The 25,276-nt window shown below is 68.6% G+C and carries 26 protein-coding genes and 1 pseudogene; 17 read left to right on the forward strand and 10 right to left on the reverse strand.

Annotated elements, in window-relative coordinates; translation table 11 throughout:
• Positions 1–155 precede the first annotated feature (155 nt).
• Together ABZ532_RS03820 and ABZ532_RS03825 are read left to right on the forward strand one after the other, a co-directional pair.
• Positions 156–500 (forward strand): DUF3817 domain-containing protein, encoded by a 345-nt coding sequence (locus tag ABZ532_RS03820; RefSeq protein WP_361279341.1) that lies wholly within the window; start codon positions 156–158, stop codon positions 498–500.
• Entirely contained in the window at positions 497–790 is a 294-nt protein-coding gene (locus ABZ532_RS03825) for an MTH1187 family thiamine-binding protein (RefSeq protein ID WP_361279343.1), read from the forward strand. Before ABZ532_RS03820 ends, ABZ532_RS03825 begins: the two co-directional genes overlap by 4 nt.
• 424 nt (positions 791–1,214) lie before the next feature.
• Here ABZ532_RS03825 and ABZ532_RS03830 read toward each other — a convergent pair whose 3' ends face one another.
• Positions 1,215–1,412 (reverse strand): hypothetical protein, encoded by a 198-nt coding sequence (locus tag ABZ532_RS03830; RefSeq protein WP_361279345.1) that lies wholly within the window; start codon positions 1,410–1,412, stop codon positions 1,215–1,217.
• Positions 1,413–1,699: 287 nt separating this feature from the next.
• Between ABZ532_RS03830 and ABZ532_RS03835 the strand changes: the two genes are divergently transcribed.
• Positions 1,700–2,293, forward strand: coding sequence for an XRE family transcriptional regulator (locus tag ABZ532_RS03835; protein WP_361279450.1), 594 nt, complete (start codon positions 1,700–1,702; stop codon positions 2,291–2,293).
• Positions 2,294–2,329: 36 nt separating this feature from the next.
• On the opposite strand, the gene ABZ532_RS03840 is transcribed toward ABZ532_RS03835, so the two are convergent.
• Together ABZ532_RS03840 and ABZ532_RS03845 are read right to left on the reverse strand one after the other, a co-directional pair.
• Entirely contained in the window at positions 2,330–3,595 is a 1,266-nt protein-coding gene (locus ABZ532_RS03840; RefSeq protein ID WP_361279347.1) for a hypothetical protein, read from the reverse strand.
• A 256-nt stretch (positions 3,596–3,851) separates the two neighbouring features.
• The gene (locus ABZ532_RS03845; RefSeq protein WP_361279349.1) at positions 3,852–4,790 is read right to left on the reverse strand and encodes an aminoglycoside phosphotransferase family protein; all 939 of its coding nucleotides are present in this window, start codon (positions 4,788–4,790) and stop codon (positions 3,852–3,854) included.
• 448 nt (positions 4,791–5,238) lie between these two features.
• Between ABZ532_RS03845 and ABZ532_RS03850 the strand changes: the two genes are divergently transcribed.
• Complete coding sequence (locus tag ABZ532_RS03850) at positions 5,239–5,481, forward strand: hypothetical protein (RefSeq protein WP_361279351.1); 243 nt, start codon at positions 5,239–5,241, stop codon at positions 5,479–5,481.
• A 137-nt stretch (positions 5,482–5,618) separates the two neighbouring features.
• On the forward strand, positions 5,619–6,251 hold the full coding sequence (locus ABZ532_RS03855; protein ID WP_361279353.1) for a hypothetical protein: 633 nt from the start codon (positions 5,619–5,621) through the stop codon (positions 6,249–6,251).
• A 179-nt stretch (positions 6,252–6,430) separates the two neighbouring features.
• Here ABZ532_RS03855 and ABZ532_RS03860 read toward each other — a convergent pair whose 3' ends face one another.
• A complete protein-coding gene (locus tag ABZ532_RS03860; RefSeq protein ID WP_361279355.1) occupies positions 6,431–7,429 on the reverse strand; it encodes a DUF5937 family protein in 999 nt (332 codons plus the stop codon).
• A gap of 84 nt (positions 7,430–7,513) precedes the next feature.
• Between ABZ532_RS03860 and ABZ532_RS03865 the strand changes: the two genes are divergently transcribed.
• The 6 genes from ABZ532_RS03865 (at position 7,514) to ABZ532_RS03890 (ending at position 12,624) form a co-directional block, all read left to right on the forward strand.
• Positions 7,514–8,761, forward strand: coding sequence for an MFS transporter (locus tag ABZ532_RS03865; protein WP_361279358.1), 1,248 nt, complete (start codon positions 7,514–7,516; stop codon positions 8,759–8,761).
• Positions 8,762–8,782: 21 nt separating this feature from the next.
• Positions 8,783–9,292, forward strand: coding sequence for a MarR family transcriptional regulator (locus tag ABZ532_RS03870; RefSeq protein ID WP_361279361.1), 510 nt, complete (start codon positions 8,783–8,785; stop codon positions 9,290–9,292).
• A gap of 103 nt (positions 9,293–9,395) precedes the next feature.
• Complete coding sequence (locus ABZ532_RS03875; protein ID WP_361279363.1) at positions 9,396–9,728, forward strand: DUF3817 domain-containing protein; 333 nt, start codon at positions 9,396–9,398, stop codon at positions 9,726–9,728.
• 105 nt (positions 9,729–9,833) lie between these two features.
• Positions 9,834–11,534 carry a methylmalonyl-CoA mutase family protein gene (locus tag ABZ532_RS03880; protein ID WP_361279365.1) on the forward strand — a complete coding sequence of 567 codons (1,701 nt, stop codon included), beginning with the start codon at positions 9,834–9,836 and terminating at the stop codon, positions 11,532–11,534.
• Between the two features lie 225 nt (positions 11,535–11,759).
• Entirely contained in the window at positions 11,760–12,194 is a 435-nt protein-coding gene (locus ABZ532_RS03885; RefSeq protein WP_361279367.1) for a hypothetical protein, read from the forward strand.
• Between the two features lie 43 nt (positions 12,195–12,237).
• Positions 12,238–12,624, forward strand: coding sequence for a hypothetical protein (locus tag ABZ532_RS03890; protein ID WP_361279369.1), 387 nt, complete (start codon positions 12,238–12,240; stop codon positions 12,622–12,624).
• A gap of 22 nt (positions 12,625–12,646) precedes the next feature.
• Here ABZ532_RS03890 and ABZ532_RS03895 read toward each other — a convergent pair whose 3' ends face one another.
• Together ABZ532_RS03895 and ABZ532_RS03900 are read right to left on the reverse strand one after the other, a co-directional pair.
• A complete protein-coding gene (locus ABZ532_RS03895) occupies positions 12,647–14,053 on the reverse strand; it encodes a HAMP domain-containing sensor histidine kinase (RefSeq protein WP_361279371.1) in 1,407 nt (468 codons plus the stop codon).
• Entirely contained in the window at positions 14,050–14,781 is a 732-nt protein-coding gene (locus tag ABZ532_RS03900; RefSeq protein ID WP_361279374.1) for a response regulator transcription factor, read from the reverse strand. Before ABZ532_RS03900 ends, ABZ532_RS03895 begins: the two co-directional genes overlap by 4 nt.
• Before the next feature lie 65 nt (positions 14,782–14,846).
• On the opposite strand from ABZ532_RS03900, the gene ABZ532_RS03905 reads away from it, so the two are divergent.
• The gene (locus ABZ532_RS03905; protein WP_361279376.1) at positions 14,847–16,028 is read left to right on the forward strand and encodes a UDP-N-acetylglucosamine--N-acetylmuramyl-(pentapeptide) pyrophosphoryl-undecaprenol N-acetylglucosamine transferase; all 1,182 of its coding nucleotides are present in this window, start codon (positions 14,847–14,849) and stop codon (positions 16,026–16,028) included.
• Positions 16,025–17,125: a GDP-mannose 4,6-dehydratase gene (locus ABZ532_RS03910; protein ID WP_361279378.1), complete on the forward strand. Its 1,101-nt coding sequence runs from the start codon at positions 16,025–16,027 to the stop codon at positions 17,123–17,125. The genes ABZ532_RS03905 and ABZ532_RS03910 overlap by 4 nt, the downstream gene beginning before the upstream one ends.
• An 88-nt stretch (positions 17,126–17,213) precedes the next feature.
• On the opposite strand, the gene ABZ532_RS03915 is transcribed toward ABZ532_RS03910, so the two are convergent.
• The gene (locus tag ABZ532_RS03915) at positions 17,214–17,846 is read right to left on the reverse strand and encodes a TetR/AcrR family transcriptional regulator (protein WP_361279380.1); all 633 of its coding nucleotides are present in this window, start codon (positions 17,844–17,846) and stop codon (positions 17,214–17,216) included.
• 264 nt (positions 17,847–18,110) lie between these two features.
• Between ABZ532_RS03915 and ABZ532_RS03920 the strand changes: the two genes are divergently transcribed.
• The 4 genes from ABZ532_RS03920 (at position 18,111) to ABZ532_RS03935 (ending at position 22,395) form a co-directional block, all read left to right on the forward strand.
• On the forward strand, positions 18,111–19,088 hold the full coding sequence (locus ABZ532_RS03920) for a tetratricopeptide repeat protein (RefSeq protein ID WP_361279382.1): 978 nt from the start codon (positions 18,111–18,113) through the stop codon (positions 19,086–19,088).
• Between the two features lie 615 nt (positions 19,089–19,703).
• Entirely contained in the window at positions 19,704–20,363 is a 660-nt protein-coding gene (locus ABZ532_RS03925) for a DUF6230 family protein (protein WP_361279384.1), read from the forward strand.
• A gap of 96 nt (positions 20,364–20,459) precedes the next feature.
• Positions 20,460–21,020, forward strand: a complete 561-nt coding sequence (locus ABZ532_RS03930) for a DUF6114 domain-containing protein (protein WP_361279387.1) — start codon at positions 20,460–20,462, stop codon at positions 21,018–21,020.
• Between the two features lie 97 nt (positions 21,021–21,117).
• Positions 21,118–22,395, forward strand: coding sequence for a hypothetical protein (locus ABZ532_RS03935; RefSeq protein WP_361279389.1), 1,278 nt, complete (start codon positions 21,118–21,120; stop codon positions 22,393–22,395).
• A gap of 500 nt (positions 22,396–22,895) precedes the next feature.
• Here ABZ532_RS03935 and ABZ532_RS03940 read toward each other — a convergent pair whose 3' ends face one another.
• The 3 genes and pseudogenes from ABZ532_RS03940 to ABZ532_RS03950 form a co-directional block, all read right to left on the reverse strand.
• Positions 22,896–23,159, reverse strand: a complete 264-nt coding sequence (locus ABZ532_RS03940; protein ID WP_361279391.1) for a hypothetical protein — start codon at positions 23,157–23,159, stop codon at positions 22,896–22,898.
• Positions 23,160–23,552: 393 nt separating this feature from the next.
• Positions 23,553–23,963: a hypothetical protein gene (locus ABZ532_RS03945; RefSeq protein WP_361279393.1), complete on the reverse strand. Its 411-nt coding sequence runs from the start codon at positions 23,961–23,963 to the stop codon at positions 23,553–23,555.
• Positions 23,963–25,276: pseudogene (locus ABZ532_RS03950) on the reverse strand (virulence factor); the annotation flags it as partial. The gene ABZ532_RS03945 and the pseudogene ABZ532_RS03950, both read right to left, overlap by 1 nt.

The raw sequence follows: 25,276 nt of genomic DNA on the forward strand, positions 1-25,276 counted from the left end.
CCCCCCGGAATGAACCTGACCCTGAGCCGTCCCTGAGTCCACCCGGGTAAAGGGCAGGAAAAGACCGATGCCACAATGGAACCGCTTGTGCACCCGTTCACAAGATTGTCGGGACGCCCGACCCCCTCGACTCCCTCGACACGAAGGTGCCTCACGTGGACATCAAGACCGCCTCCTCCCTCCACCGCCTCCGGCTCGTCTCCGCCCCGGAGGCCGTGTCGTTCCTGCTGCTGCTCGTCTGCTCGGTGCTCAAGCGCACGACGGAGTTCAACGCGGTCCCGGTCATGGGCGCGATCCACGGCCTGCTGTTCGTCGTCTACGTTCTCTTCTGGCTGGACGCCTGGAACCGCACCAAGTGGAGCTTCGGCACGGCCGCCCTCTACTTCGTCCTGTCGGTGCTCCCCTTCGGCGGCTTCGTCGCCGAACGCAAGCTGAAGCGCGAGGCCGAGGCGGCTGTGATCGCCTCCCGCGCCCGCCGCGAAGGCGTGGTCAACGCATGATCGTCGCCTTCTCCGTGACCCCGCTGGGCGTGGGCGAGGACGTCGGCGAGTACGTCGCCGACGCGGTCCGCGTCGTCCGCGAGTCCGGACTGCCCCACCGCACCGACGCGATGTTCACCTCGGTCGAGGGCGACTGGGACGAAGTGATGGACGTCGTCAAGCGCGCGGTGGCCGCCGTCGAGGAACGCGCACCGCGGGTGTCGCTGGTCCTCAAGGCGGACATCCGCCCCGGCGTGACCGACGGACTGACGTCCAAGGTCGAGACGGTGGAACGGCACCTGTCCGCCTGACCTGCCGTATGTGCGAAGAAGCCTCCGGCCTGCGCCGGGGGCTTCTTCGTGTCCGGGGGGATCGAGCGACCGCTCCAGGAGCCCGGGGCGTGGCGCAGGGCTCTCGCTGCACTGGAGTCCAGTGCAGCGAGGAAGCTGCCGCAGCGGATGTCGGCCGTATGACGCCGACAGGAGGCAGTGCCTGCGCCCGACCGCCCGACTGCGGTTCCGCCGGCGCGCTACGGGCCGCGCGTGCCCGTGCTATGTGTGTTCAGGCAGCGAGGGCATTGGCACGGTGGCCACACGGAGGACAGCAGCGGCGGCAGGCCGTCGGTGCTCCGAACAACCTTCTCGGGTCCCCAGGTGCGCCCGCTGTCCCGGGATACCCGCAGCGTCAGTAGGGGCTGTCGGGCGCCCGTCCGGCCTCCACCGCTGTTCTGGGCCGTCACTGATGCCCCTCGGGGTGCCGCCGCAAGTAGACATTGCAGTCGGACACGGTGGTCATGTCGCCGCCCGCGCGGGCTCGGTCGCGGACCGCCGCGAGTTCGGTGCACCCAGCGCACCCTTCGGTGGGCTCGGGCTCGGATTCCAGGCGCAACGGCAGTTCGAGCGGGGGCATGCTGTATCGCACGGGTTCGGTCATGCTGCGATCGTGACCGACTCTGGAGGACGTATCTCGTCCCATATTGGGGACGGTTGGGATGTTGGAGCGCTAGGGTCGAAGAAAGCCCAAAAGGCCGGAGTGCGGGGGTTGACGTGAACGATGCGCTTCGGTCCGCCATAGACGACGCTGGCTTGTCCGCACGTCAGCTCGCCTGCCGGGTAGGGGTATCCGCGAAGCAGGTGGAACGATGGATCAGCAATCGTGATCTCACACCGCACGCTAGAAACCGAGCGGACGCCTGTCAGGCGCTGGGAGTCGACGAAGAAATGCTGTGGCCAAAGGCTGTCCAGAACCGAGTGAAAACCGGCACCGACCGTGAGCTGGTCCATAGCTACCCCTACCGGTCCGCGTGCCCTTCGACTGTCTGGACCGAGCTGGTGGAGTCAGCGCACACGGAACTGTTCCTTGCCGGGTACACGAACTACTTCTTCTGGACGCAGGTGCCCCACTTTGCCGACACGATCCGGCGCAAGGCCGAGTCGGGGTGCCGGGTCCGCTTCCTGCTGGGGGACCCCGACGGGGAAGTGACACGTCAGCGGGAGGCGATCGAGGACGTGGCTCTGTCCGTCTCCACGCGCATCAGGATCACCCTGGAGCACCTTGACCGCCTTGGACCGCAGGCGGGCTTGGAAACGCGATTCTCCGCTCCATCGGACGCCATCAACCACGTGAGCCTGTCCGTATTCAGGTTCGATGACGACGCTCTGGTCACTCCGCATCTCGCGCGCCTCGTCGGCCACGACTCCCCGCTCCTGCATCTGAGTCGGCACGGTAACGGAGGCATGTTCGACCGGTTCGCAGAGCACAGCGAGGAACTGTGGAGGCGGGCGCAGACGCGGAATCGTGAGACCCGTGCGTGAACGCGCCCGCCATCGCACCGCCGGTCGCCGCTGACGTCATGGCGTGGGCGGTGCAGGAGTCCTGCCCGGCTCGGGGCTGACTTGTCCTCGGTCAGTCACAGGCGGTCTCTGTGGCGGTACCTGGAAGATGCCTTCGTCGAGGAGCGCCGTGCCCAGCTCAGTCGCGAGCAGCCCCCGTGTGCCGTGCCAGCTCGGCATCGGAGCGGTGGCGCGTCGAAGGACGGTCCGGTCGAACGCCTGGACCACCGCGTAGAGCAGGAATCCGAGTACGAGTACCGTGCTGATCAGCGCATACACGGGAGCGTAGGCCGGATCGAACATCGAGCGGCGCTCGTCCACCTCGGCCGCGTTGATGCCGAAGAACGCGAACAGCAGACCAAGTGTTGCCGTCACCGTTGTCACAAAAGTGACTGCCGCCACCGTCCGTACCCGCCGACGGTCAGCAGCCCGCTGCTCGACCGATTCGACGGCGGTCAGCTCTGCCGCCGTGGCGTTGCCGAGACGCTGCAATGTCTGGCTGACGGCAGCAGCCCGCTCGGTCAGTCCCATCGCCTCGTACAGGGCGGAGTGGTAGGAGGCCGGCCGCAGGGAGGGAATCAGCGTGGCCAGGTCCGCCGGGATCTCGACGCTGTAGCCGAGCTCGAGCTCAAGATGGCTCTGGGCTCCTGTGATGTGCTCCAGGACCGCTCGGCGCTCGTGCGGGCGTACATTCTCCGGACGGGTGCGGAAGCGACGCACGTACCTCTCTGCCAGTAGCCGGATCTCACGCAGCCGCGCAGCGGATGCCACGGCCTGGACGGCGGAGAGGAACGCCGCATTCTCCACGTAGTCCTGATGGCCTGTCAGGAGGCTCACATAAGGACCTAAACTGCCGGACGTCGTGGGGCGACGGTTGAGCTCGTCCGGTGCGCAGAGCGCGTCCAGTCCGGCACGAACGGGAAGGTCGGCCCGGTAGATGATGCGCTGGACGATGTCGGGCGGTGGAACGTCCTCAGGAGTCGGCGAAGCGTGGAACACCAACTGATGCCGCTCGGGCAGCAGTGGCGAGGATGCGGCGCCGATGCGCGTGGCGGCGAGTCCCTCCAGTCCCGCACCTCCAAAGCTGACGTCCGCGTAGTACAGATCCTCGAGCAGGGGGATGCAGTCGAGTAGTGACACCGCCAGATCCAGCGTGAGAGCAAGCAGGATCTGGCCGGAAGGGGCTATGAACTGCCACAGCATCGCCGCCGTGGGGGCGTCACGGCTCACACTGTTCCAGCGCCTGGAACGGAAGGTGGCGACGTCCAGCTTGTGGCGGTGCAACACCCTGGGTAATTGGTCGGCGTGCCGGTCATATGAGACAGCAAGTCTGCCCAGGTTCAGTAGGGCGGACGGGAGCGATGAGGGCCCTTCGTCTGCCGCCTGCCCCGGCGCATACGTCCACGATGTCGCGTACACCGTGGTCAACCGGACCCCGTCTCGTGAGGCATAGGGGTCGTAGAGCGCCCTTGGCGAGCCAGGTCTCCGATCCGGGTTGAGCAGATCCGGTGCAAACGGAATCGGCTGCGGCTGGGAGGGGTCAGCGGGCATGCCAGCGCGCGGCATGGTCCCCCTTCCTCAGTGATTCCATGCGCACGGTGAACTCCTGGGCTGCTGCCGAGGAGTGGGATACGTTCTGCATCAGCCACGTCGTCATTCCGAGCTCACGGACCGCACGCAGGACGCGATATCCAGGATCCTTCGTGACGTCGGCCCCGTAGATGTCGCAGAACTCCGCGTACTCCGCAGGGTCGAGCCCGAAACGGTCCACAGCCATGGCAGTGGGCATGAGATCCCAGGCCCGTGGCCCCAGGGCCACGGCCTCGAAATCGATAAGCAACGCGACACCGTCGCGGCGGCGCAGGACATTGCCACGGTGAGCGTCACCGTGTATGAGACCCCTGGTCGGATCCGAGGATACAAAGTCCTTGAAGCCGGCCTCGACGCTTGTACACGCCGCGCTCAGGAACTCCAGATCCTTCTCCGGGACACCGCCGTTGCCGTTGTCCTCGGACGCCCGGTCGAGCCTCAGGCGCATGACAGGGAAGGGATCGAGGTCAGGGACAGGAAAGTCCGGTGGCGGAAGCGCGTGGAGTTCACGCAGCAACACAGCCAGATCGGTGAAGGAGGCAGGCGTCCCGCTGGGCGGCACGTACTCCCAGAAGGTGACGAGGCGCCCCTCCGCGTTGACGGGTTGGGGCAAGTCGTCCCGGGGTGGTAGCCCCGGATACCCCTGTGAAAGCAGCCAAGCCGCTGTCGCCAGCTCTTTCTCGACCTTCTCGATCAAGGCGTCTGAGCGGGCGACCCGGTATACGAGGCTCAGTGTTGGACTGACGAAGAGGGCGTTTTCGCCAAGCCGCAGTAGGCGAATGTCGGCGGGTAGAGCCGCACCGATGATTCGGACTGCCGCGCGCAGTGCCCGAGCTGCTGATTCCTCGGTGAAGGGCTCGTGATCCTGCGGGAGTTGAGATCCACTCATAGCCGGATCAGCTTCACCAGCGTACGGCGGGAGTGTCAAGTGCGCCCGTGCTCCAGCGGATCACCGAGGCAATGCGGGGCTCCGGCCGGGATGACGGAACGAAGCGCGCCGCTTCTCGGGACGGGCGGGCGTCTGTCATCGCCGGAAAGGGATCTGACGACACTCGTCCGAATGCTCTAGTGTCCTCCCGATCTGAGGGGGAACACATGCTCGTAGAGTTGGGGGCTCGCTGCTGTGGTGCGCTTGCGATGCCCGTCGCCGGCTGGACGCGGAGGAGTCCGGATGAGCCGGTTGAGTGGTCCATGCCGGGTCGAGGTAGGGCGGTCCGCGCCGACACCACGCCAGGCTGGAGTAACGGGACTCGGCTCATTCGCCCGAGGCCGGCGCTGTCCCGCCGTTGGCGTGCCCTTGCTCCCTACGCCTCTCACACCAGAAACGGCATTCCGACGTGACACGTGACGACATCGCGGTTGGCCTACTGGTGTGTGGCGCCCTCATCTGGTTCCTGCTCTTCCCTCTGCGGCCCCAGAACGGGAAGCTCGCGGGTCCCGATCCCGACCTGCGACGCGCGCTCGCCGCCGCCCACCTCGGCGCCTGGAAGCCGGCTGCGGAGCTGCTCGCCGGGGCCGGCCAGGACTGGGGCAGCGTGCCCTCTACGCCGAGCACTTGTCATCTCTCACTGGACGAATAGGGGGCCGGTGGCTGCGGGGCTGGGATGCAGCCCGTCCCGGTGACCCAGATGTGGCACTACTCAAAGCACGCGCCCGGGTCCACTACGCGTGGAAGCTGCGCGGTGCGGCCTTTGCCCGTCAGACACCCGCTCGGCGAATGAGGCGCTTCCACCGGCAGCTGATGGCCTCCCGCGAGGAGATAGCGGTTGCGGCCACCCTCAATCCCGACGACCCCACCCCGTACGTCGCGGAGATCTGGACGGCGCTCGGCCTCGGCTATTCCCACCAGCAGATGCGCGAGTTGTGGGCGGACATCGCCGCACGGGCACCTCATCACTTCGAGGCTCACTTCAGCGCCGTCCAGTACTGGAGCGCCAAGTGGCGCGGCTCCGACGAGTTGGCGCGCACGTTCGCACGACAGGCCTCCAGCGGGGCGCCCAGAGGGAGCCTGATGGCCGCGCTGCCTCTGTTCGCCTGGTACGAGACCATCCTTGCCCAGCGCACTGAGGTGCTTGGCTATCGCTCCTCCGAAGTCCGCGCCATGGTGGATGCTGCACTGGGAGACGTAGACGCGGCCGACGGACACCCGCGCCTGCCGGAGGTGCGTCATCTGCTGGCTCACTGCTTGTACGAACAGGGCCGCCGCCAGGAAGCGCTGGAACAGTTCCGCAAGGTGGACGGATACGTTGGCGCTGTTCCGTGGCGCTACTCCTCCCATAAACGGCTCTACTACCGAGCGACCCGCACAGCGGCGGCCCGCGGCGCCCTGATCGAGTCGTTGCGCCGCTGATTTCACTCGACGCACCCTGAACAAGGAGCTCTGGTCGGCATCGGGGCACGGTAAACCTGGTGTATCCCGTGCGGTAGTTCGGCAGGTCAGTGATTTCGTCGGGTGTCTGAGGCAAGGCTGCTTGCAGGTGGGCGAAGACAGGTGCCGAACAGCCCGGATCGGGAGCCCTCTCTCCGCGTTCAGTCCGTGCCCGGCGCCGCCGCCAGTGCGATGCCCAGCGGAGTGCGCTCGTAGAGCACCTGGTGTCCGTAGCGCCGAGAGCGCAGCAGGTCCGCGTCCCTCAGGACCGACAAATGTGCCGAGACGCTCGACGGTGCGAGGCCCAGGCGGTGCGCCAGGGCTGTGGTGCCGGCGGGTTCGTCCAGGGCGCACAGGACCTCCGCGCGTACCCGGCCGAGGAGGCGGGACAGGGCTTCCGGGGTGCGGGCGGACGGGGTGGACCAGAGGCCGGCGATGCCGCGGGCGGGGTAGACGAGGGTCGGCTGCCATGGAGGGTCGAAGCCGCTGACCACGTCGGGCCAGGAGAAGACGCTGGGCATCAGCACCAGGCCCGCGCCGTCCAGATCGCGGTGGTGGCTGCTCGCGGTGTCGAGGGTCAGGGTCGACGTACCGTCCCACTCCAGCCGGGGATGGAGCTCCCGCAGCAGCCCTTCGAGGCCCACCTCCGCCAGCCGCCGCGAGTGGTACGCGATGTCCGCCTCCAGCAGGGCCCGGAGCCGGGGCCAGTCCGGGGCGACCAGGGTCCGCCAGGCCCGCTCGATCAGTGCGGCCAGTTCCCGCAGCGCACCTGCCGGGTCCGCGAGCATCGCCCGTGCCTCGGGCCGGTCCGTCGTGCCCGCGTCGGCCAGGGCGCGCGCCAGGTCGTCCCGTGCCAGCTCCGGATCCGTGGCCCTGACCCGGGCGATCTCCTCCTCGAAGGTGGCGGCGGGTCCGATGGGCGGCGGGTAGAGGCAGTCCGGGTTGTGGCCCCGGCGTGGCATCAGCAGCAGGAGCGGCGTGAAATCGAGGCCGTCATCGGTGGCCAGCGCTCCGCGCAGTCGGCGCAGCCATGGCAGGTGGTAGCCGTGGCGCTCGGGCCGGGCGAGGGTGCGCACCGCTTCATGGGTCTCCCAGAGCGGTGACAGCGCGAACCGGCAGCGGAGCAGATCGGCCTCGCCGAAGTGGAGTGTGAACGGCACCCCGCCCCCCTGAATGTGAGCCGCCAAGATTCGTACCCAGCCGAAAGTCTAGGGGCAGGGTGGCCGCGACGGCAGGCTGCGATCATGACCGATCAGCTCGTAGCCCCGGCAGCCCCAGCCGGATACACCGGTGTCCTCGCCGTCCCCGAGTTCCGGGCCGTGTTCGCCGCGCACACCCTCTCACTGCTAGGGGTCGTGGTCAGCGAGATCGCTCTGACCGTGCTCGTCTACGACCTGACCGGGTCGCCGCTGCTGAGCGCCCTCACCTTCGCCCTCGGCTTCCTCCCCTATCTCGTCGGCGGCACGCTGCTCGCAGGCGTCGCCGACCGCTACCCCGCCCGGCGCGTGCTGGTGCTCTGCGACCTCGTCTGCGCGGGGTGCGTCGCTCTGATGGTGCTGCCCATGACCCCGGTCGCGGGGCTGCTCGTGCTGCGCTGTGCCGTCGCCGCCGTGGCCCCCGTGTTCAACGGGACGCGGATGGCGACCCTGGCCGACATCCTCGGGCAGGGAGAGCACTTCGTGCTCGGGCGTTCGCTGCTGCGGATCGTGGCGCAGAGCGCCCAGCTCGTCGGGTTCGGTGTCGGGGGAGTGCTGCTGACCCTGGTACCCGCACGCGGCGCCATCGCGATCACCGCCGTGACCTTTCTCTGCTCGGGGGCGCTGCTGCGGTTCGGGACGGTCCGCAGGCCCGCCCGGGCGGGTGGGAGCGGGGCGCTGCTCCGCGAATCCCTTCAGGGCGCCCGACTGGTGTTCCGGGACCGCCGGATGCGGCTGCTCACTCTGCTGTTCTGGGTGCCGCCGATGTTCGCCGTGGCGCCGGAGGCGCTGGCCGCCCCGTACGCCGACCGGATCGGTGCCGGAAGTGTCGCGCTCGGAGTGCTGATGTGCGCGATGCCGGTGGGCCATGTCGCCGGTGAGCTGTTCGCCGGCTCCGTCCTGAGCGCGGCGGCCCGCTCCCGGGCCGTGCTGCCCCTCGCCGTCTGTTCACTGCTGCCGCTGCTGGCGTACGCGGTACGCCCGGGCCTGTCGCTCGCCGTGCTCGTCCTGCTGCTGGCGGGGCTGGCCTCCGCTTACGGCCTCGGCCTCGACCAGTGGTACGTGGCCGCCGTGCCCGACGAGCTGCGCGGCCGGGCGATGACGCTGCTGACGGCGGGCATGATGACGCTCCAGGGCCTCGGTATGGCGGCGGCGGGCCTCGCGGCGGAGTTCGTTCCCGTGCACCATGCGATCGCCTGCTCCGGGGCGCTCGGTGCCGTCTGCGTACTCGTGCTCGCCATCAGGCTGCGGAAAGATCGGGTACCGAAGTCCGAGACGGGGCTGACCACCATATGACCAGTGGGTATGGTCGTTGCCGTGCCGAAGCCGCTCAGCCTCCCCTTCGACCCCATCGCCCGAGCCGACGAACTCTGGCAGCAGCGCTGGGGCCCCGTGCCCTCGATGGCCGCGATCACCTCGATCATGCGCGCGCACCAGATCCTGCTGGCCGAGGTGGACTCCGTCGTGAAGCCGTACGGGCTGACCTTCGCCCGTTATGAGGCGCTGGTGCTGCTCACCTTCTCGAAGTCGGGTGAGCTGCCGATGTCGAAGATCGGCGAGCGCCTGATGGTGCACCCGACCTCGGTGACCAACACCGTCGACCGCCTGGTCAGGTCCGGTCTGGTCGCCAAGCGGCCCAACCCCAACGACGGCCGGGGCACCCTCGCCTCCATCACGGAGAAGGGCCGCGAGGTGGTCGAGGCGGCGACCCGTGAACTGATGGAGATGGACTTCGGGCTCGGGGCGTACGACGCCGAGGAGTGCGCGGAGATCTTCGCGCTGCTGCGCCCGCTGAGGGTCGCCGCGAACGACTTCGACGAGAAGTGAGCCCCTGGGGGCGTGACGCAGGTCTCCGATCTCCCGGTCCCGTGACACAGGTCTCCCGACCCCCCGGAAAGATCTCCCAAAGCGGGCGGATACCCTCGGCGCCATGAAGAAGAGCGTGCTGACCCGCTACCGGGTGATGGCCTACGTCACCGCCGTCATGCTGCTTGTGCTGTGCACCTGCATGGTGTTCAAGTACGGCTTCGACATGGGTGAGGACGTCACCTTCGCGGTCTCCCAGATCCACGGCATCCTCTACATCATCTATCTGATCTTCGCCTTCGACCTGGGCTCCAAGGCCAAGTGGCCGTTCGGCAAGCTGCTGTGGGTGCTGCTCTCGGGCACGATCCCGACCGCCGCCTTCTTCGTGGAGCGCAACGTCGTCCGCGAGGTCGAGCCGCTGATCGCGGACGCGTCTCCCGCCCCCGTCAAGGCGTAGCCGAGCGGGCCGCCGGCAGGCGACGAGCGGCCCGCCACCACCGCCGTACACACGTGCGGCGGTCTGCCATCGACATTTACTAGGACGTCCTAGTAAATTCGAAGCATGGATGCTGACGCCATCGACGAGGGCCGCCGCCGCTGGCAGGCCCGCTATGACACCGCGAAGAAGCGGAACGCCGACTTCACCACGCTCTCAGGTGATCCGGTCGAGCCGGCCTACGGGCCCCGGCCCGGCGACACCTATGAGGGCTTCGAGCGGATCGGGTGGCCGGGCGAGTACCCCTTCACACGCGGTCTGTATCCGACCGGTTACCGCGGGCGGACCTGGACCATCCGCCAGTTCGCCGGGTTCGGCAACGCCGAGCAGACCAACGAGCGGTACAAGATGATCCTGGCCGCCGGCGGTGGCGGGCTCAGCGTCGCCTTCGACATGCCCACGCTGATGGGCCGCGACTCCGACGACCCCCGCTCACTCGGCGAGGTCGGCCACTGCGGTGTCGCCATCGACTCCGCCGCCGACATGGAGGTCCTCTTCAAGGACATCCCCCTCGGCGACGTCACGACCTCGATGACGATCAGCGGTCCCGCCGTCCCGGCCTTCTGCATGTACCTCGTCGCCGCCGAGCGGCAGGGTGTCGACCCAGGTGTGCTCAACGGCACGCTCCAGACCGACATCTTCAAGGAGTACATCGCGCAGAAGGAGTGGCTCTTCGAGCCCGAGCCGCATCTGCGCCTGATCGGCGACCTGATGGAGTACTGCGCCCGCGGCATCCCCGCGTACAAGCCGCTCTCCGTCTCCGGCTACCACATCCGCGAGGCGGGCGCGACGGCCGCGCAGGAGCTGGCGTACACCCTCGCGGACGGCTTCGGATACGTCGAGCTCGGCCTCAGCCGGGGCCTGGACGTCGATGTCTTCGCCCCCGGGCTCTCCTTCTTCTTCGACGCGCATCTCGACTTCTTCGAGGAGATCGCGAAGTTCCGCGCCGCCCGCCGCATCTGGGCCCGCTGGATGAAGGAGGTCTACGGAGCCAAGACCGACAAGGCGCAGTGGCTGCGCTTCCACACCCAGACCGCCGGTGTCTCGCTGACCGCCCAGCAGCCCTACAACAACGTCGTCCGCACCGCCGTCGAGGCGCTCGCGGCCGTGCTGGGCGGCACCAACTCGCTGCACACCAACGCCCTGGACGAGACCCTCGCACTGCCGTCCGAGCAGGCCGCCGAGATCGCCCTGCGCACCCAGCAGGTGCTGATGGAGGAGACCGGCGTCGCCAATGTCGCCGACCCGCTGGGCGGTGCCTGGTACGTGGAGCAGCTCACCGACCGTATCGAGGCCGACGCCGAGAAGATCTTCGACCAGATCAAGGAGCGCGGACTGCGCGCCCACCCGGACGGCAAGCACCCGATCGGGCCCATCACCTCCGGCATCCTGCGCGGGATCGAGGACGGCTGGTTCACCGGTGAGATCGCCGAGTCCGCCTTCCGCTACCAGCAGGCGCTGGAGAAGGGCGACAAGCGCGTGGTCGGCGTCAACGTCCACCACGGCTCGGTCACCGGCGACCTGGAGATCCTCCGCGTCAGCCACGAGGTCGAGCAGGAGCAGGTCCGCACCCTCGGCGACCGCAAGGCGAAGCGCGATGACGCCCGCGTCAAGCTCGCGCTGGAGGCCATGCTGACCGCCGCCCGCGACGGCTCCAACATGATCGAGCCCATGCTCGACGCGGTACGCGCCGAGGCCACGCTCGGCGAGATCTGCAACGTGCTGCGGGACGAGTGGGGGACGTACACGGAGCCCCCGGGCTTCTAGGGCGTGTTTCGAAAGTAGCGCTGTCCGCCCGGAGGGCGGGCATCACGGTGGGACACGAAGACCTCCGTGCGGTGTAGTCCTAGACACCTCCACCACACCGGAGGTCTTCGCCATGATCAAGACCCGGCACTGTTAACAACGCTCGTGGTCAATACACCTAGCCCCTTCGGGCCCTCTGGCGCAAATCCCTGGAGAGACCGGCCGTCACGCCTCTACCGTGGCGCGATGGCCGGTCTTCCCATTCCCGTACGCGACATACGCGTCCGCTTCCACTACGTCGGCGGCTGCGGCCCCTTCGCGGACATCACCGCCACCTTCGAGCCACCGGACGACGCCGGTGAGCCGGACTTCGTGAACCTCGTGCCCGATGAGGACCTTCCGGACGAGTACGTGGCCGCGTACCGGGCGGGCGTGGCGCAAGGGCTCGGAGGAGACGCCGACGGCGACACCGGCATCGCGGCAGACGTGCTGATCACCGCCGGACGGCACCACATCGTGGACTCATCCGAGTACGGCTTCAAGATCGCCGGTCAGATGGCCGCCCGCGCCGTGCTGATCACGGCCGGGATCCTGCCGCCCGTGGAAGCCCACAAGCTCACCAAGGTGACCTGGCCGGAAAAGTCCAGGCTCATTGGGGAGCATGACCCGCTGCGCCCGTGAAAACGGCTGGAGCGACCGGTCATCGCGGCTCTACCGTGGCGCGATGACCGGTCTTCCCGTCCCCGTGCGCGACCTTCGTGTGCACTACCACCGCATCAACTGCGCCGGCCGCTTCGCACACTTCACCGCCGACTTCGAGCCGCCTGTGGAGGGCGGGGTGGGGGAGTTCCTCAGCACGGCACCGCAGGAAGAGCTGCCCGACGAGTTCGCCGGTCCGCTGTGGACGGGCATCCGGCAGGGTCTCGACGGGACCAGCGCCCGGGTCACCGTCATCGGGGGCCGCCGGCACCCGACGGACTCCTGCGGCCACAGCTACCTGATCGCCGGGTACCTGGCGGGCCGGGCCGCGCTGGTCGTCGCCGGTCTGCTGCCGCCCGAAGAGGCTCCGCCCGCGCGGGACGTGACCTGGTCAGGACAGCCCGTGGCCTGAGGGCCGTCGTCCCGAGCTCCGCTCACCCGGGACCGCGATCGGCGGCGTCCGCGAAGGTGAGCCGGAACAGCGCACCGCCGCCCGGAGCGTTCTCCGCCGTCAGCTCGGCACTGTGCGCCCGTGCGATCTGCCGGGCCATCGCCAGGCCGAGACCCGAACCGGGCAGCGCACGTGCCGACTCCGCCCGGTAGAAGCGGTCGAAGACATAGGGAAGGTCCTCCGGCGCGATCCCCGGGCCGTGGTCGCGGACCGTCAGATCGGCGGAGGTCAAGGAAACCTCGACCGCCGCGCCGGGCGGGCTGAACTTGGCCGCGTTGTCCAGCAGATTGGTCAGCAGCCGCGACAGCCTGGCCGGAACGCCCGGCAGGGTCAGGTCCGTCGTCGCCTCATCCGCCCAGAACGTGAACGCGGTCCCCGGCCAGTGGGCCCGTGCCGTGTCCACCGCGTGCGCGGTGAGCTGCCGCAGCCGCACGGACTCCAGCAGCGGATGCGGCTCCTCGTCCCTGGCCAGCTCGATCAGATCGTTCACCAGGCCGGTGACCTCACGCAGCTGACGCGCCAGCGCCCCGGACGCCCGCTCGCGCTGGGCGTCCGTGAGCCGGTCCGCGCGGGCCAGCAGTTCCGCGTTGGTACGCAGCGCGGTGAGCGGGGTGCGCAGCTCGTGCGAGGCGTCGGCCACCAGCCGGCGCTGGGCGCTGACCGACTGCTCCAGCTCGCCCAGCATGGTGTTGAACGTGGCGGCCAGCCGGGTCACCTCGTCCTCGCGCCCCGGCGGGCCGGCGGGCAGCTCGATCCGGTGCCGGGGATCGCGGGTCGCGGCGATACGCTCCGCGGTCGCGGTCAGCCTGGCCACCGGAGCCAGACCCGCACGCGAGACCGCGTAGCCCAGAGCCCCGGCCAGCAGCACCCCGGTGGCCCCCACCAGGGACAGCAGCCAGGCCGCCTGCCGCACCCCCTTCTCCACCGTGTCCGCGCGCAGCGCCACCTGAAGTGCCTTGCCCTTGCCGAACGGCGTGGTGAGCATCCGCGCCGGATGACCGGACAACGTGAACTCGGAGAAGTACGGTGCGCGCACGCCCGCCGCGACCTCCCGGACCGGAGCGGAGACCGGGAGCACATACGGGGGCGCGGAAGGATCGTCCGCCGGATCGGCCGGGACGACCTGGGCGCAGGCAGGGGCCGACAGGAAGCGGCACTCGCCCGCCAGGACGTCCGGACCCGAATCGCGGTTCTGCTGGGTCACCACGGTGGCCGACTGGGTCAGATTCAGATCCAGCTGGTGGTACAGCGCGTAGTCCAGGACGAAGAACGCGGCCGTGCACACCCCGACGGCGACCAGCGCCACCGCGGCCGACGCGGCCAGCGCCAGCCGTGTCCGCACCGGGCGGCGGCGCCGCCAGCGCGCGCCCAGCCTGCGCCCGCCGCTCACGCGGCGTCCAGCCGGTAGCCCACCCCGTGGACCGTGTGGACGAGCCGCGGCTCACCGCCTGCCTCCAGCTTGCGGCGCAGATACCCCACGTACACCGCCAGCGAGTTGGAACCGGGCCCGAAGTCGCGGCCCCACACCAGCTCATGGATCAGCTCACGGGGCAGCACCTGCCCGGGGTGCCTCAGCAGCAGCTCGAGCAGTGCGCACTCGGTGCGGCTGAACTCCAGGGGCCGCCCGCCCCTGCTGCCGGTGCGGGCGACCGGATCCACCACCAGATCGGCGAAGCGCAGTTCGTCGCCGTCCCCGGGTTCCGGTGGTGCCGTGCGGCGGAGTAGCGCTCTCAGCCGGGCCGTCAGCTCGTCGAGGGCGAAGGGCTTCACCAGATAGTCGTCGGCGCCGGCGTCCAGCCCGTCGACGCGCTCGCTCACCGAGTCCAGGGCGGTCAGCACGATCACGGGCGTACGGTCGCCGAGTGCCCGCAGGCGCCGGCAGACCGCGAGCCCGTCCAGGACCGGCATCTTCACGTCGAGCACCAGGGCGTCCGGCTGCCAGGCGGCCATCCCGGACAGCGCGGCGAGGCCGTCGGCGGCCTCCCGCACCTCGTACCCCTCGACGGTGAGGGCATCGGCGACCGCCGCGCGCACCTCGGGGTCGTCGTCGACGACCAGGATCCGCGCCGCGCCCGCTCCGGTCTCTGATACCGCTCCTGCGGCCATGCCCGTGCTCATGTCGGTAAAGCCTGCCAAACCGGCCTCTTAGAACCCTCTTAAGGCGCTTCGCGACCGTGGCGGCCATGCACACACCACTCACACCACCCACCTCACACGGATCGGGGCCCGCCCCGCACCGTCACCTGTCGGTGGTCATCGGCGCGGGCGGCACCGGCGGCCACATCTACCCCGGTCTCGCTCTCGCCGACGCGCTGCGGCGCGCCGTGCCCGACGCGGTGATCTCGTTCGTCGGGACCACGCGGGGTCTGGAAGGCGGGCTGATACCGGCGGCCGGGTACCGGCTGCACACCGTCGACATGATCCCCTTCGATCCGGCGCTCGGCGCCCGGCGCTATCTGCTGCCCGCCGCGCTGCTGAAGTCCGGCGCCCAGTGCCGCGCCATCCTCCGGGCGCAGCGGGCGCAGGTGGCTGTCGGCATGGGCGGCTATCCGAGCGCGCCCGTCATCCTCGGGGCCCGGCTGGCCGCGCTGCCCAGCGTGATCCACGAGTCCAACGCGGTGCCCGGCCGGGCCAACCAGTTCGCCGCCCGCCTGACACCGCATCTCGCCGTCGCCTTCGACCACAGCCGCGCCCATCTGGCGGGCGGCGAGAACGCACTGACCACGGGAATGCCGATCGCCGCGCCGCTGGCCCGGCTCGACCGTCCCGTACTGCGCGAGCACGCCCGCCGGATGCTGGACGTCCCGGACGGGGCGCGGCTGCTGCTGGTCAACGGCGGCAGTCTCGGCGCCGCACGGCTCACCGAAGCCGCCGTCGGACTCGCCCACCGGTGGCGCGAGCGCACCGACGTCCATCTGCTGGTCAAGACGGGACCGGCCGCCCTGGAGGAGACCCGGCGCCGCCTCGGCGACTCGCCCGTCGCCCGGGCCGTCCCGTATCTCGACCGGATGGACCTCGCCTACGCGGCGGCGGACCTGGTGGTCTGCCGGGCCGGCGCGGCGACCGTGGCGGAGCTCGCCAGCACAGGCGTCCCGGCCGTGCTCGTCCCGTATCCGCACGCACCCGGCGACCACCAGACACACAACGCGCGCGTGCTGACCGACGCCGGGGCCGGGCTGCTGCTGCCGGACGCCGAGACCACCGCCGAACGTCTCGACGCGCTCACAGCGCCCCTGCTCGCCGACCCGGCCCTGCTCGCCGCGATGAGCGGGGCCGCCGACCCCGGCCCACACGCCCGCGCGGCTGACCTGCTGGCCGCTCGTGTCATCGAACTCGCCTCCCACACCAAGGAGTACGCAGCATGACCAACCCCATCGGCCACAACAACGGGAACGACCGGAAGAACAGGAACGACCGCAACGACGGAAACGACCGGAAGAACGGGGACGATCGCAACGACGGGAACGACCGGAGGAAAGGGGACGACTGGAACAACCGCACGGTCCTCGTCACCGGAGCCGAAGGTTTCATCGGATCCACCCTCGTCGATCTGCTAGTCGAGCGGGGAGCCGAGGTCCGGGCCTTCGTCCACTACAAGCCGTACGCCGAACGCGGCCACCTCGCCCACCGCATGGGCGAGTTGGAGATGATCGCTGGGGATGTGCGCGACCCGGGGCGCGTCATGGACGCCGTCGAGGGCTGCGACACCGTCTTCCACCTCGCCGCGCTGATCGGCATCCCCTACAGCTACGACTCACCCGGGGCGTACGTCCAGACGAACGTCAACGGCACCGAGAACATCGCCGAGGCCTGCCGCCGCCACGGGGTCCGGCGGCTGGTGCACACCTCCACCAGCGAGGTCTACGGCACGGCCCTGACCGCTCCGATCTCCGAGGACCATCCGCTCCAGCCGCAGTCGCCCTACTCGGCGTCGAAGATCGGCGCGGACATGATGGCCCTCTCGCACTGGCACGCCTTCGAGCTCCCGGTGACGGTGGTGCGGCCCTTCAACACCTACGGTCCGCGCCAGTCGGCCCGCGCCGTGATCCCCACGATCCTCGCCCAACTGCACGCGGGTGTACGGCGGATCAGGCTGGGCTCGCTCAGCCCGACCCGCGACTTCACCTATGTCACGGACACGGCGCGCGGCTTCCTGGCGGCTGCCGACTGCGACCGGGCGCTCGGGCAGGTCGTCAACCTCGGTACGGGGCACGAGATCTCGGTCGGTGAACTGGCGACCCGGCTGATCGCCGCATCCGGGCGCAGGGCCGAGGTCGTGGTGGACCCGGCACGGCTGCGCCCGTCCGGCAGCGAGGTGGAGCGGCTGCTCTCGGACAACCGGAGGGCGCGGGAGTGGGCGGGCTGGGAGCCCGAAGTCCCGCTGGACGAGGGCCTGAAGCGGACCTCGGAGTGGGTGGCGGAGAACCTGCACCTGTTCGCGGCGGAGCGCTACCAGGTGTGAGCCCGGCGACGGGGGGCGGCCGGAGCCCGGAGCCCGGCTCGCGCGGCAGCCCGGCCGGGCCGATCCGGCCCGCCCCCTGCCCCGTAGCTCAGTCGATCCCGCCCGCCGCCCCCAGCCCGCCCAGCAGCACCGCCGTGAAGCGCCTGACCCAGTCCTCGTCCACCGGTTCGCCGCTCACCAGGGCCCGGTGCACCACTGCCCCCGCGACCACGTCGAAGATCAGGTCCGCGGTGCGGGCCGCAGCCTCGGGGCTGGCCTCCACCGGGAGCTCGCCGCGTGCCTGCGCCCGCTCGCGGCCTTTCAGGACCAGCCGCTTCTGGCGGTCCACGATCGAGACCCGGATGCGCTCGCGCAGCGGTTCGTCGCGGGTCGACTCGGCGACCACCGCCATCATCGCCGTCTTGGCTTCCGGGCGCTGGAGCAGTTGGGCGAACTGCAGCACCACGCCCTCGATGTCCGCGGCCAGCGAGCCGCGGTCGGGCAGCTCCAGCTCGTCGAAGAGCACCGCGACCGCGTCCACGACGAGCTCGCTCTTGTTGGCCCAGCGTCGGTAAAGCGTGGTTTTGGCCACCCCGGCGCGCTTCGCCACATCACCCAGTGTCAGCTTCGACCAGCCGAGGTCGACCAGTGCGGCCCTGGTCGCGTCCAGGATGGCGGCATCCGCCTCGGCGCTGCGGGGGCGACCGGCGCGGATGGTTTTCGGACGGCTGTGGCTGCACATGACCGCGACCATACCGGCCAGTACGTCGATCGCCGCGGGCCACGACGTCTGCCGCGCGCTGTGAGCCACGTCACCGGTGAAATCAGCCCGGGGCGATGGTAATGGAGTTACGCTACGACTCGTATCGAAAACACTGCTGGGTGACGACCACAGGCGCCAGGTGGGGACCAGGCGCCACAGTACGACCGAAGACCGTGATGCCGCCGGTCATATGACTTCAGGCGGGCTTTTCACTCGTGCGCGCGGAGGGGGGAGGATGTAGCCATGCAGCAGCCTAGGAACATGTCCATGAGCGGCGTCGTCGACCTCGCCGCGGTGAAGGCGGCCGGTGAGGCCAAGGCCAAGGCGGAGCAGGCCCGTGCAGAGGCCGCCCGGCGCGGTGACAGCGGTGCCGTTTCTCCCTCCAGCCTCGTGATCGACGTAGACGAGGCGGGTTTTGAGCGCGACGTCCTCCAGCGCTCGACCGAAGTCCCGGTCGTCATCGACTTCTGGGCCGAGTGGTGTGAGCCCTGCAAGCAGCTGAGCCCGGTGCTGGAGCGGCTTGCCCACGAGTACAACGGCCGCTTCGTGCTTGCCAAGATCGATGTCGAAGCCAACCAGATGCTGATGCAGCAGTTCGGGATCCAGGGGATCCCGGCTGTCTTCGCCGTGGTCGCGGGCCAGGCGCTCCCGCTCTTCCAGGGCCTCGCGCCCGAGCCGCAGATCCGGGACACCCTCGACCAGCTGGTCCAGGTCGCCGAGCAGCGTTTCGGCCTCACCGGGATCACCGTCGACGCGGACGCCGAGGGCGGCGACGCCCAGGTGGCCCCCGCCGCCCCGGCGGGACCGTATGACGCGGCGCTCGAAGCGGCCGTGCAGGCGCTCGACGCGGGCGATCTGGGCGGCGCGGTGCGGGCGTACAAGAACGTCCTCGCCGACGACCCGGGCAATGTGGAGGCCAAGCTCGGCCTCGGCCAGGCCGAACTGCTGCACCGGGTCCAGGGCATGGACGCCTCCGCCGTTCGCAAGGCGGCCGCGGACAAGCCCGGCGACGTCCAGGCGCAGATCTCCGTGGCGGACCTGGATCTGGTCGGCGGGCATGTCGAGGACGCCTTCGGCCGACTGGTCGACACCGTGAGCCGCACGGCGGGCGAGGACCGTGACACCGTCCGGCTGCATCTGCTGGAGCTGTTCGAGGTGATCGGCCCTGATGACCCGCGAGTGACCGCCGCGCGCACGGCGCTGGCACGGGTGCTGTTCTGACGTACCCGACAGCGGCCACGGCCCCGACTCCGTAGGGGCGGGGCATGGTCGCCGATTTGGCGACAGAGTGACAAAGTGCGGTCGCGCTTTACCAAAACTTGGTAAACGCGGCCGCTGTTACTCGTAGTAAATCGATCACGCTGGTCTGTCCCGTTTTGGACACCAATTCCCGCACCTTCTGTTGCCGGTGAGGCACCCTGTGTGGCTGGGCGATATCGCCGCGTCGCGGCGTGGTTATAGGCCCGTTACTACCGAGTAACGAACCCCCTTGTGCCCCGGCTCTGAATGCACCACGATCGGCCGCACTCGGTCCATCACCGCACCACTCGGCAGCCAGCCGCGTCAGGCGGTCCTGGGTCCCCACCGGGTCGGTCGGCGGCAGAGGCGTCGACCGCGGACAGGGGGGTTCCTGCCTGAGCGGCGGGGCCTGTCCATTGAGGTTGCGCGAAACGGCGTGGCCAGTGGTTGTCGCTCGGGGGTGATCGCCGGTGAAGCGGACGCAGCTCGCGCTCGTTGACTCGGTGCTCCCCTTCCCGAGGACGTAGCACTTCTCCCATCCCAGGGCGGACCTCCCGGTCCGTACCGGAGATGTACGTCCGAGAAGGAGGAACAGATATGTCCCAGGTTCGTGGTGGGACCAGATGGAAGCGGTTCGCGGTCGTCATGGTGCCGTCCGTGGCCGCCACGGCTGCGATCGGCGTGGGCCTGGCCCAGGGCGCACTCGCGGCTTCGTTCGCGGTGTCGGGCCAGGAGTTCAAGGTCCGTGCGGGTCACCTTGAGGGTACTGGGTTCGCCCAGTACGGCGGCGTCGACATGGGTTACACCAATGTCGCGGGTGGCGAGACCAAGACGGCACGCCCGGTCGCGATCTCGACGTTCAAGAACGCGACGATCAACGACATGTGCCAGTCCGTCGTGACCGACGTGCCGTTCGTCGGCACGGTCACCCTGCGGCTCACGGCAGGCACCGACCCGAAGAAGCCGGTCGTTGCCGAGAAGCTGTACCTGGACGTGACCGACCTCGATGGTGACGCCACGTTCGAGGACATCGACATCGGCGTCGCGGCGAAGAACACCGCCGCGAGCAAGGGCGGTCAGGGCCCCGAGATCAAGGACAAGATCCTTGAGAACGGCTTCGCCCAGCAGGCCCGTGTTGCCAAGCTGGACGGCGTCGAGCAGAAGGCGTGGGCGACCACTGCTGCGTCCTTCAAGCTCAGCGACCTGAGCATGCGTCTGTACACGGACAAGGGCGCCAGCACCCACGAGTGCTACTGACGGTCATTCCGTCCGGTCGGGCGGGGGGAGCCACTCGGCTTCGCCCGCCCGGTCAACTCTCCACATCGCAAGACCAGTTCCAGGGAGCTGTTTTCCATGAGCGTCGCCGAGTCCACGGAACAGAACGAGCACTTCCTTAGCGTCTTCCGCAGGCGGTTCCGCGCATGGCGGGGACAGAGGCCTTTCTGGGCGGGCTTGTTCACCCTGCTCGGCGGCATGATCATTCTCTACTTCCCGTATGCGAGCCTCAAGCTCGGCCATATGACGCTCTCCCTGCAGACGAACGCAGGCTCAGGAGCGCTGATCATCGGAGTGCTGCTCATCACCCTGGGGCTCACCCTGTGGTTCCAGCCCCTGGTCAGGACCTTCGCGGGCGTTGCCTCGATTCTGCTGGCGCTCGTCTCGCTCCCGATGGCGAACCTGGGTGGCTTCTTCTTCGGCTTCCTGTTCGCCCTGATCGGCGGCGGGCTCGGCCTTGCATGGGCGCCGGGGAGCGTGGATGTGTCGGCTGCCACCGAGGGTGAGCCGCCGGTACCTGCCGAGCCGTCGGGTGCGCAGCTGCCCTACCAGGACCCGGAGCCGTGGGGCACGCACGACGAGAAGACAACGCACGAGACCACCATCGATGCCAACGGCGGGAGGAACAGTGCCGGGTGATGTCACGCCGCTGAACACGGCGGGGGGTGACGGGGCAGAGGTCAGAAGGGGTCCGCGTCATGCGGCCCCGAGGAAGTCACTGCTGACCAAGCTCCAGATGCCTGCCGGTAAGGCGATGGCCCTGGCCGCCATGCCCACCGCTGTCTTCGTGGGGATGAGCCTGGCTCCCAGGCTCGCCCTCGCCGACGACAAGGACATACCCTTCGCGCCGGGACCGTGCGTCACGCGCTCCGACGAGCCGTCCGAGTCGGAGTCGCCGTCCCCGTCGGACTCGGCGAAGCCGTCGGACGAGGCGTCGGACGAGTCTTCGGACAAGAAGTCGGACGAGCCCTCGGCGAAGCCCTCCGGCGGTGCCTCCGACGACTCGGACGACTCGGGTCGGACACGGGACGAGCCGAAGCCGGCCGAGTCCCCGTCGGCTTCCGAGTCGGCGGACGCGGGTGACAGCGCGTCGAAGCCTGCCGAGGACGCCGAAGACCCCGAGTCGGACGAGTCCAAGAGCCTGCTCGACCCGCTGGGTCTCGGTGACAAGATCAAGGATCTGTTCGACGGCTCCGACGGTTCCGACGACGAGGAACCGGTGGCCGAGCCGGCCGCGAGCGAGTCGGCGCAGCCGACCGACGAGCCGTCGGACGAGCCCACCGCGGACCAGTCCGAGTCGGAGAGCCCGTCCGACGACGAGGACCCGGCGCGCGACGAGCCCGAGAAGACCGATGAAGGCGACAAGGCCGACGGGACCGAGGAGGTCACGGACAAGACCAAGGACGCCATCAAGGACGCGGCCGAGAAGGCCGGCGCCCAGGTCGAGGAGCTCGACGACAAGGTCAAGGGCACGGACCCGGTCAAGGACGAGGACATCCCGGAGGGCGCCAAGCCGCGCTTCCCGTGTCCGACCGCCGACCCGGAGGCCCTCGCGGCCGCCGAGGTGGAGCCGGGCATACCCTCGCTCCCGGACGACCCCTGGGTGCTGGAGAGCTCCCTGCTCACCCTGACGGGCCTGGACTACGAGGGCATCGTCGAGGTGAAGACCGGCAGCGGCAAGATCAAGAAGGCGCTGAAGTTCACCGCGTCGGGCGTCGACATCAAGGACCTGCACCAGACCGTGGTCGGGCCGAACGGCACCACGATGCACGTCGAGGCGAACAAGGGCTCCACATCGAAGATCCGCAACGGCAAGGTGACGATGTACACGGAGGAGCTGAAGGGCAACCTCTTCGGCCTGATCCCCGTGACCTTCAGCCCCGACACCCCGCCGCCCCTGAACGTCCCGTTCGCCTTCTTCACCAACGTGAAGGTGACCCAGGCGGCCCAGTTCGGCGGCACGCTGACCGTCCCCGGTCTGCACAACTACTTCACCGGCGGCAACGCCGGCTGAGTCCTCCGGGAGCCGCAGAAAGCCGTGGGCCGCACCCCCTCGCAGGGAGTGCGGCCCACTGGCATGTGCCTGAGGGGCCTCGACTGCTTGCCTCGCTTCATGGTCTGTCTCTCACGGTCTAGGACGCCCTGGAAGAGAAGAGCCTGCGGACCCCCGGCTCTCGGTCCGCAGCGCGATGCTTCTGGGGCCATTCGTCTGTACTGCGCGTACCGGAGGTAGGCCCCAAGTACGCACAGTGCGGGCCGCAGTCGAGTGGGTCAATTGTCCGCTGACGCTGCCGTCGTGGCTGGAGACCTGGACATGACGCTGAGGTCGAAAGGGTGGGGTGACAGTGGCCGTCGGCGTGCTACATCGTCGTCATGGGGGTACGCGGATGGCGGCGGTCTTGCCGCTGCGGGGCGGGCGAAGCGTGAAGGAGTGCGCTTCGAGGCCGCGGAAATATTCGGGCCGGGTGTGCGGCCCGTAACGGGGCCGCACTGGTGAGAAGAAGGGCCCTGCACTCAGTCCATGAGCCAGGGCGAGAGGAGGGCGGAAAACTCTTGGTCAGAAATCTGGACCCCTCCCCAACCAAACCGCTCCCACGCTTGCGCCCGCTGAAGAACGGGAAGCGGAACATCAAACGCAGCACGGAATACCGCGATGAAAGAGATGACACCGAACGCCGAACCCAACTTGTCCCTGGAAAGCAAGGCCAGTTCCACCGCGCCCATGCCTTCTGCGCGAGCCGCCCTTAGTTCGTCTGCTGTTTTTTCCAGATCACCCATCTCGCCCTGACCTGCTTTGAGCGCTGAATGCGGTGTGAGGGCGGGTCCCACTGCGAGTGAGACCCGCCCCCACACACGCTCACCAACTTGCGAACCGCGCGGCGGATTTCCTAGTAGAAGGGCACATCAACCTCGGTGTACCAGTCAAAGGGCCGGATTGGGAGAGTGGCGCTCGGGCACTTTCTGCAAAAGCAACCAACTTCGCCATATGTGCGAAGCCTTCGGTCTTTCGATCGCATTCTCCTGCGGTGGGGTGTGGTGGAAATTGAGAGGAGTTGCAACCGCACCACGATGCGTTCCCTATCCTTCAGTGGATCGGCTGACTTCCGGCGAACAGGGCGACGAGCGTGCCCTTAATTGAACGCTGGTGCAATCACTGCACTCGTCTAAGTGTTAGGTCAGCGAATGCTTGAACGGACCCGCAGCCCTCTCGAAAGCTTCGAGGGTGATCTCCGGGACAAAAACGGAGTCGTCCTCCATTCCCTCGGGTAGGTGTGCCCGCATATCTTCACGGCAGAGAAACGTGCCGTTGGGGATGAGGATCCCCGCCCCGAGCCGGTCCGCCAGCTCGATGATGATTTTCCATACATCGCCGACCTGCGGGCGTTCGACACCGATGATGTTCTCGAAGACGTTTACCTCGGCCTCACTGCCGTCAGCGGCGCGGATCCAGAACTCCGTGTCGGCGCCCGTCGTCCTCTCGGGCGCCGCAGCATGGGGCGAAAGGAGCGACCGCACCACATCCATGTCCGGCTCGGACAACTCTCCGTCCGAGAAGCTGTAGAAGCTGAGACTGTAGCTCATTACGACTGCCCCTGCCTGAACACAAACTTGATCCCCTCGACCTTGTTGTCAGCCGCCCACAATTCCAAGGCGGCTCGGGTCTTCTCGTCGGACATGTACCACACGATAGGTGTGCCATTCGCGGCCTTGACCTGCTTCACGATGGTACGGGTCTCCGCCGTGGGGAACTTGAGCTTTCCTTCGGCGTTGATCCAGCTGTCCTTGTAGTGGATGTTCTTGGCGTCGATGAGGGTTCCGTTCATATAACCATCGAACTTGACGAAACCACTCGGCGTGTCTGCGGGGACCTTGTAGGAGATGCCGGAGGGGACCCCGCCCGTCACCAACTGCTCATAGGCGCGGTCGGCTTGTGACATGTTCTCCGTCGCGGCCATCCAGCTGCCAGGCCCTCCCAGCTCCAGCCATGGGCAGTAGCCTCCGCCTGCATGTGCGGCCAGAGCGATGCGGGTGATGGAGGTGGGCGCGTCCTTGCACGACTTTTCCAGCTCCTGGAGTGCCCTGGACCCGATGCCGGCGATGACCTCGTCGGACAGGCCGAGAGCCCGCAAGGCCTTGTATGCATCGTCAAAGGCGATGCCGGTTCTTGCGGCGGCGTCCATGGCCCTGACGGCGTCGGCGATGGGCCTGAGGGCTTTGCCTGCGAACAGGCTTACGACATCCAGGGCTGCCCAGGCACATCCGCCCCAGCTTCCGTCTTCGCCGCCGGGGGTGAGTTTCTGGGCGCAATCGATCCAGCCGCCGAAGAGGATGTCGATCGGGTCGATGCCCTGCTGGTACTCGGCCATCGTGATGCTGTGCGTGACGACTTGGAACTGTTCGTCGGTCGTGTGCTGGCCCAGGTACGTCGCTGCGCTGGCGGGGCACATGGCTGGGTCCAGCGCTTCGGGACTGCACAGGTAGAGATCGAGGACTGCCTTGAACCGGATCTTTGCTGTGATCGTGCAGCCGCCCGTGTAGGCGAGCTTGTCGATCCAGTTGTCGCAGGCGTCGGTCTTCTTTAGGATCTCGGGTTCGCCGAGCTTCTCGATGTGGTCGATGACGTAGAACATGTCGCCGATGGCACCGTCGGCGTCCATGATGGTGCCGGTCTCGATCTGCTGTGCGTTCCCCTGCCTTTCGGCCCTTTCGGCTGCCGCTTGAGCTTCCTGGGCGTACTTGAGTGCGTCCTTGGCGGCCTGTTCGGCTTCGGTGGCGGCTGCGTCGGCGCGGGTGGCGGCTGCGCGGGCGTCCTTGGCGGCCTGCTCGGCCGCGGCTGCGGCCTCGCGTGCGGCCTGGGCGTCGAGTGCGGCCTGGTCGGCGGACTCCCGGGCTTC

The sequence above is a fragment of the Streptomyces sp. NPDC019396 genome, assembly GCF_040632375.1.
In the GTDB taxonomy this organism is placed as follows: domain Bacteria; phylum Actinomycetota; class Actinomycetes; order Streptomycetales; family Streptomycetaceae; genus Streptomyces.

What these genes read in the sequence shown, in the direction of transcription:
- ABZ532_RS03825 (WP_361279343.1), top strand. Translation starts at nt 497, where the DNA reads ATGATCGTCGCCTTCTCCGTGACCCCGCTGGGCGTGGGCGAGGACGTC.
- ABZ532_RS03830 (WP_361279345.1), bottom strand. Translation starts at nt 1,412, where the DNA reads ATGACCGAACCCGTGCGATACAGCATGCCCCCGCTCGAACTGCCGTTG.
- ABZ532_RS03835 (WP_361279450.1), top strand. Translation starts at nt 1,700, where the DNA reads ATGCTGTGGCCAAAGGCTGTCCAGAACCGAGTGAAAACCGGCACCGAC.
- ABZ532_RS03845 (WP_361279349.1), bottom strand. Translation starts at nt 4,790, where the DNA reads ATGAGTGGATCTCAACTCCCGCAGGATCACGAGCCCTTCACCGAGGAA.
- ABZ532_RS03855 (WP_361279353.1), top strand. Translation starts at nt 5,619, where the DNA reads ATGAGGCGCTTCCACCGGCAGCTGATGGCCTCCCGCGAGGAGATAGCG.
- ABZ532_RS03865 (WP_361279358.1), top strand. Translation starts at nt 7,514, where the DNA reads ATGACCGATCAGCTCGTAGCCCCGGCAGCCCCAGCCGGATACACCGGT.
- ABZ532_RS03875 (WP_361279363.1), top strand. Translation starts at nt 9,396, where the DNA reads ATGAAGAAGAGCGTGCTGACCCGCTACCGGGTGATGGCCTACGTCACC.
- ABZ532_RS03880 (WP_361279365.1), top strand. Translation starts at nt 9,834, where the DNA reads ATGGATGCTGACGCCATCGACGAGGGCCGCCGCCGCTGGCAGGCCCGC.
- ABZ532_RS03885 (WP_361279367.1), top strand. Translation starts at nt 11,760, where the DNA reads ATGGCCGGTCTTCCCATTCCCGTACGCGACATACGCGTCCGCTTCCAC.
- ABZ532_RS03890 (WP_361279369.1), top strand. Translation starts at nt 12,238, where the DNA reads ATGACCGGTCTTCCCGTCCCCGTGCGCGACCTTCGTGTGCACTACCAC.
- ABZ532_RS03900 (WP_361279374.1), bottom strand. Translation starts at nt 14,781, where the DNA reads ATGAGCACGGGCATGGCCGCAGGAGCGGTATCAGAGACCGGAGCGGGC.
- ABZ532_RS03905 (WP_361279376.1), top strand. Translation starts at nt 14,847, where the DNA reads ATGCACACACCACTCACACCACCCACCTCACACGGATCGGGGCCCGCC.
- ABZ532_RS03910 (WP_361279378.1), top strand. Translation starts at nt 16,025, where the DNA reads ATGACCAACCCCATCGGCCACAACAACGGGAACGACCGGAAGAACAGG.
- ABZ532_RS03915 (WP_361279380.1), bottom strand. Translation starts at nt 17,846, where the DNA reads ATGTGCAGCCACAGCCGTCCGAAAACCATCCGCGCCGGTCGCCCCCGC.
- ABZ532_RS03920 (WP_361279382.1), top strand. Translation starts at nt 18,111, where the DNA reads ATGCAGCAGCCTAGGAACATGTCCATGAGCGGCGTCGTCGACCTCGCC.
- ABZ532_RS03925 (WP_361279384.1), top strand. Translation starts at nt 19,704, where the DNA reads ATGTCCCAGGTTCGTGGTGGGACCAGATGGAAGCGGTTCGCGGTCGTC.
- ABZ532_RS03930 (WP_361279387.1), top strand. Translation starts at nt 20,460, where the DNA reads ATGAGCGTCGCCGAGTCCACGGAACAGAACGAGCACTTCCTTAGCGTC.
- ABZ532_RS03935 (WP_361279389.1), top strand. Translation starts at nt 21,118, where the DNA reads ATGCCTGCCGGTAAGGCGATGGCCCTGGCCGCCATGCCCACCGCTGTC.
- ABZ532_RS03940 (WP_361279391.1), bottom strand. Translation starts at nt 23,159, where the DNA reads ATGGGTGATCTGGAAAAAACAGCAGACGAACTAAGGGCGGCTCGCGCA.
- ABZ532_RS03945 (WP_361279393.1), bottom strand. Translation starts at nt 23,963, where the DNA reads ATGAGCTACAGTCTCAGCTTCTACAGCTTCTCGGACGGAGAGTTGTCC.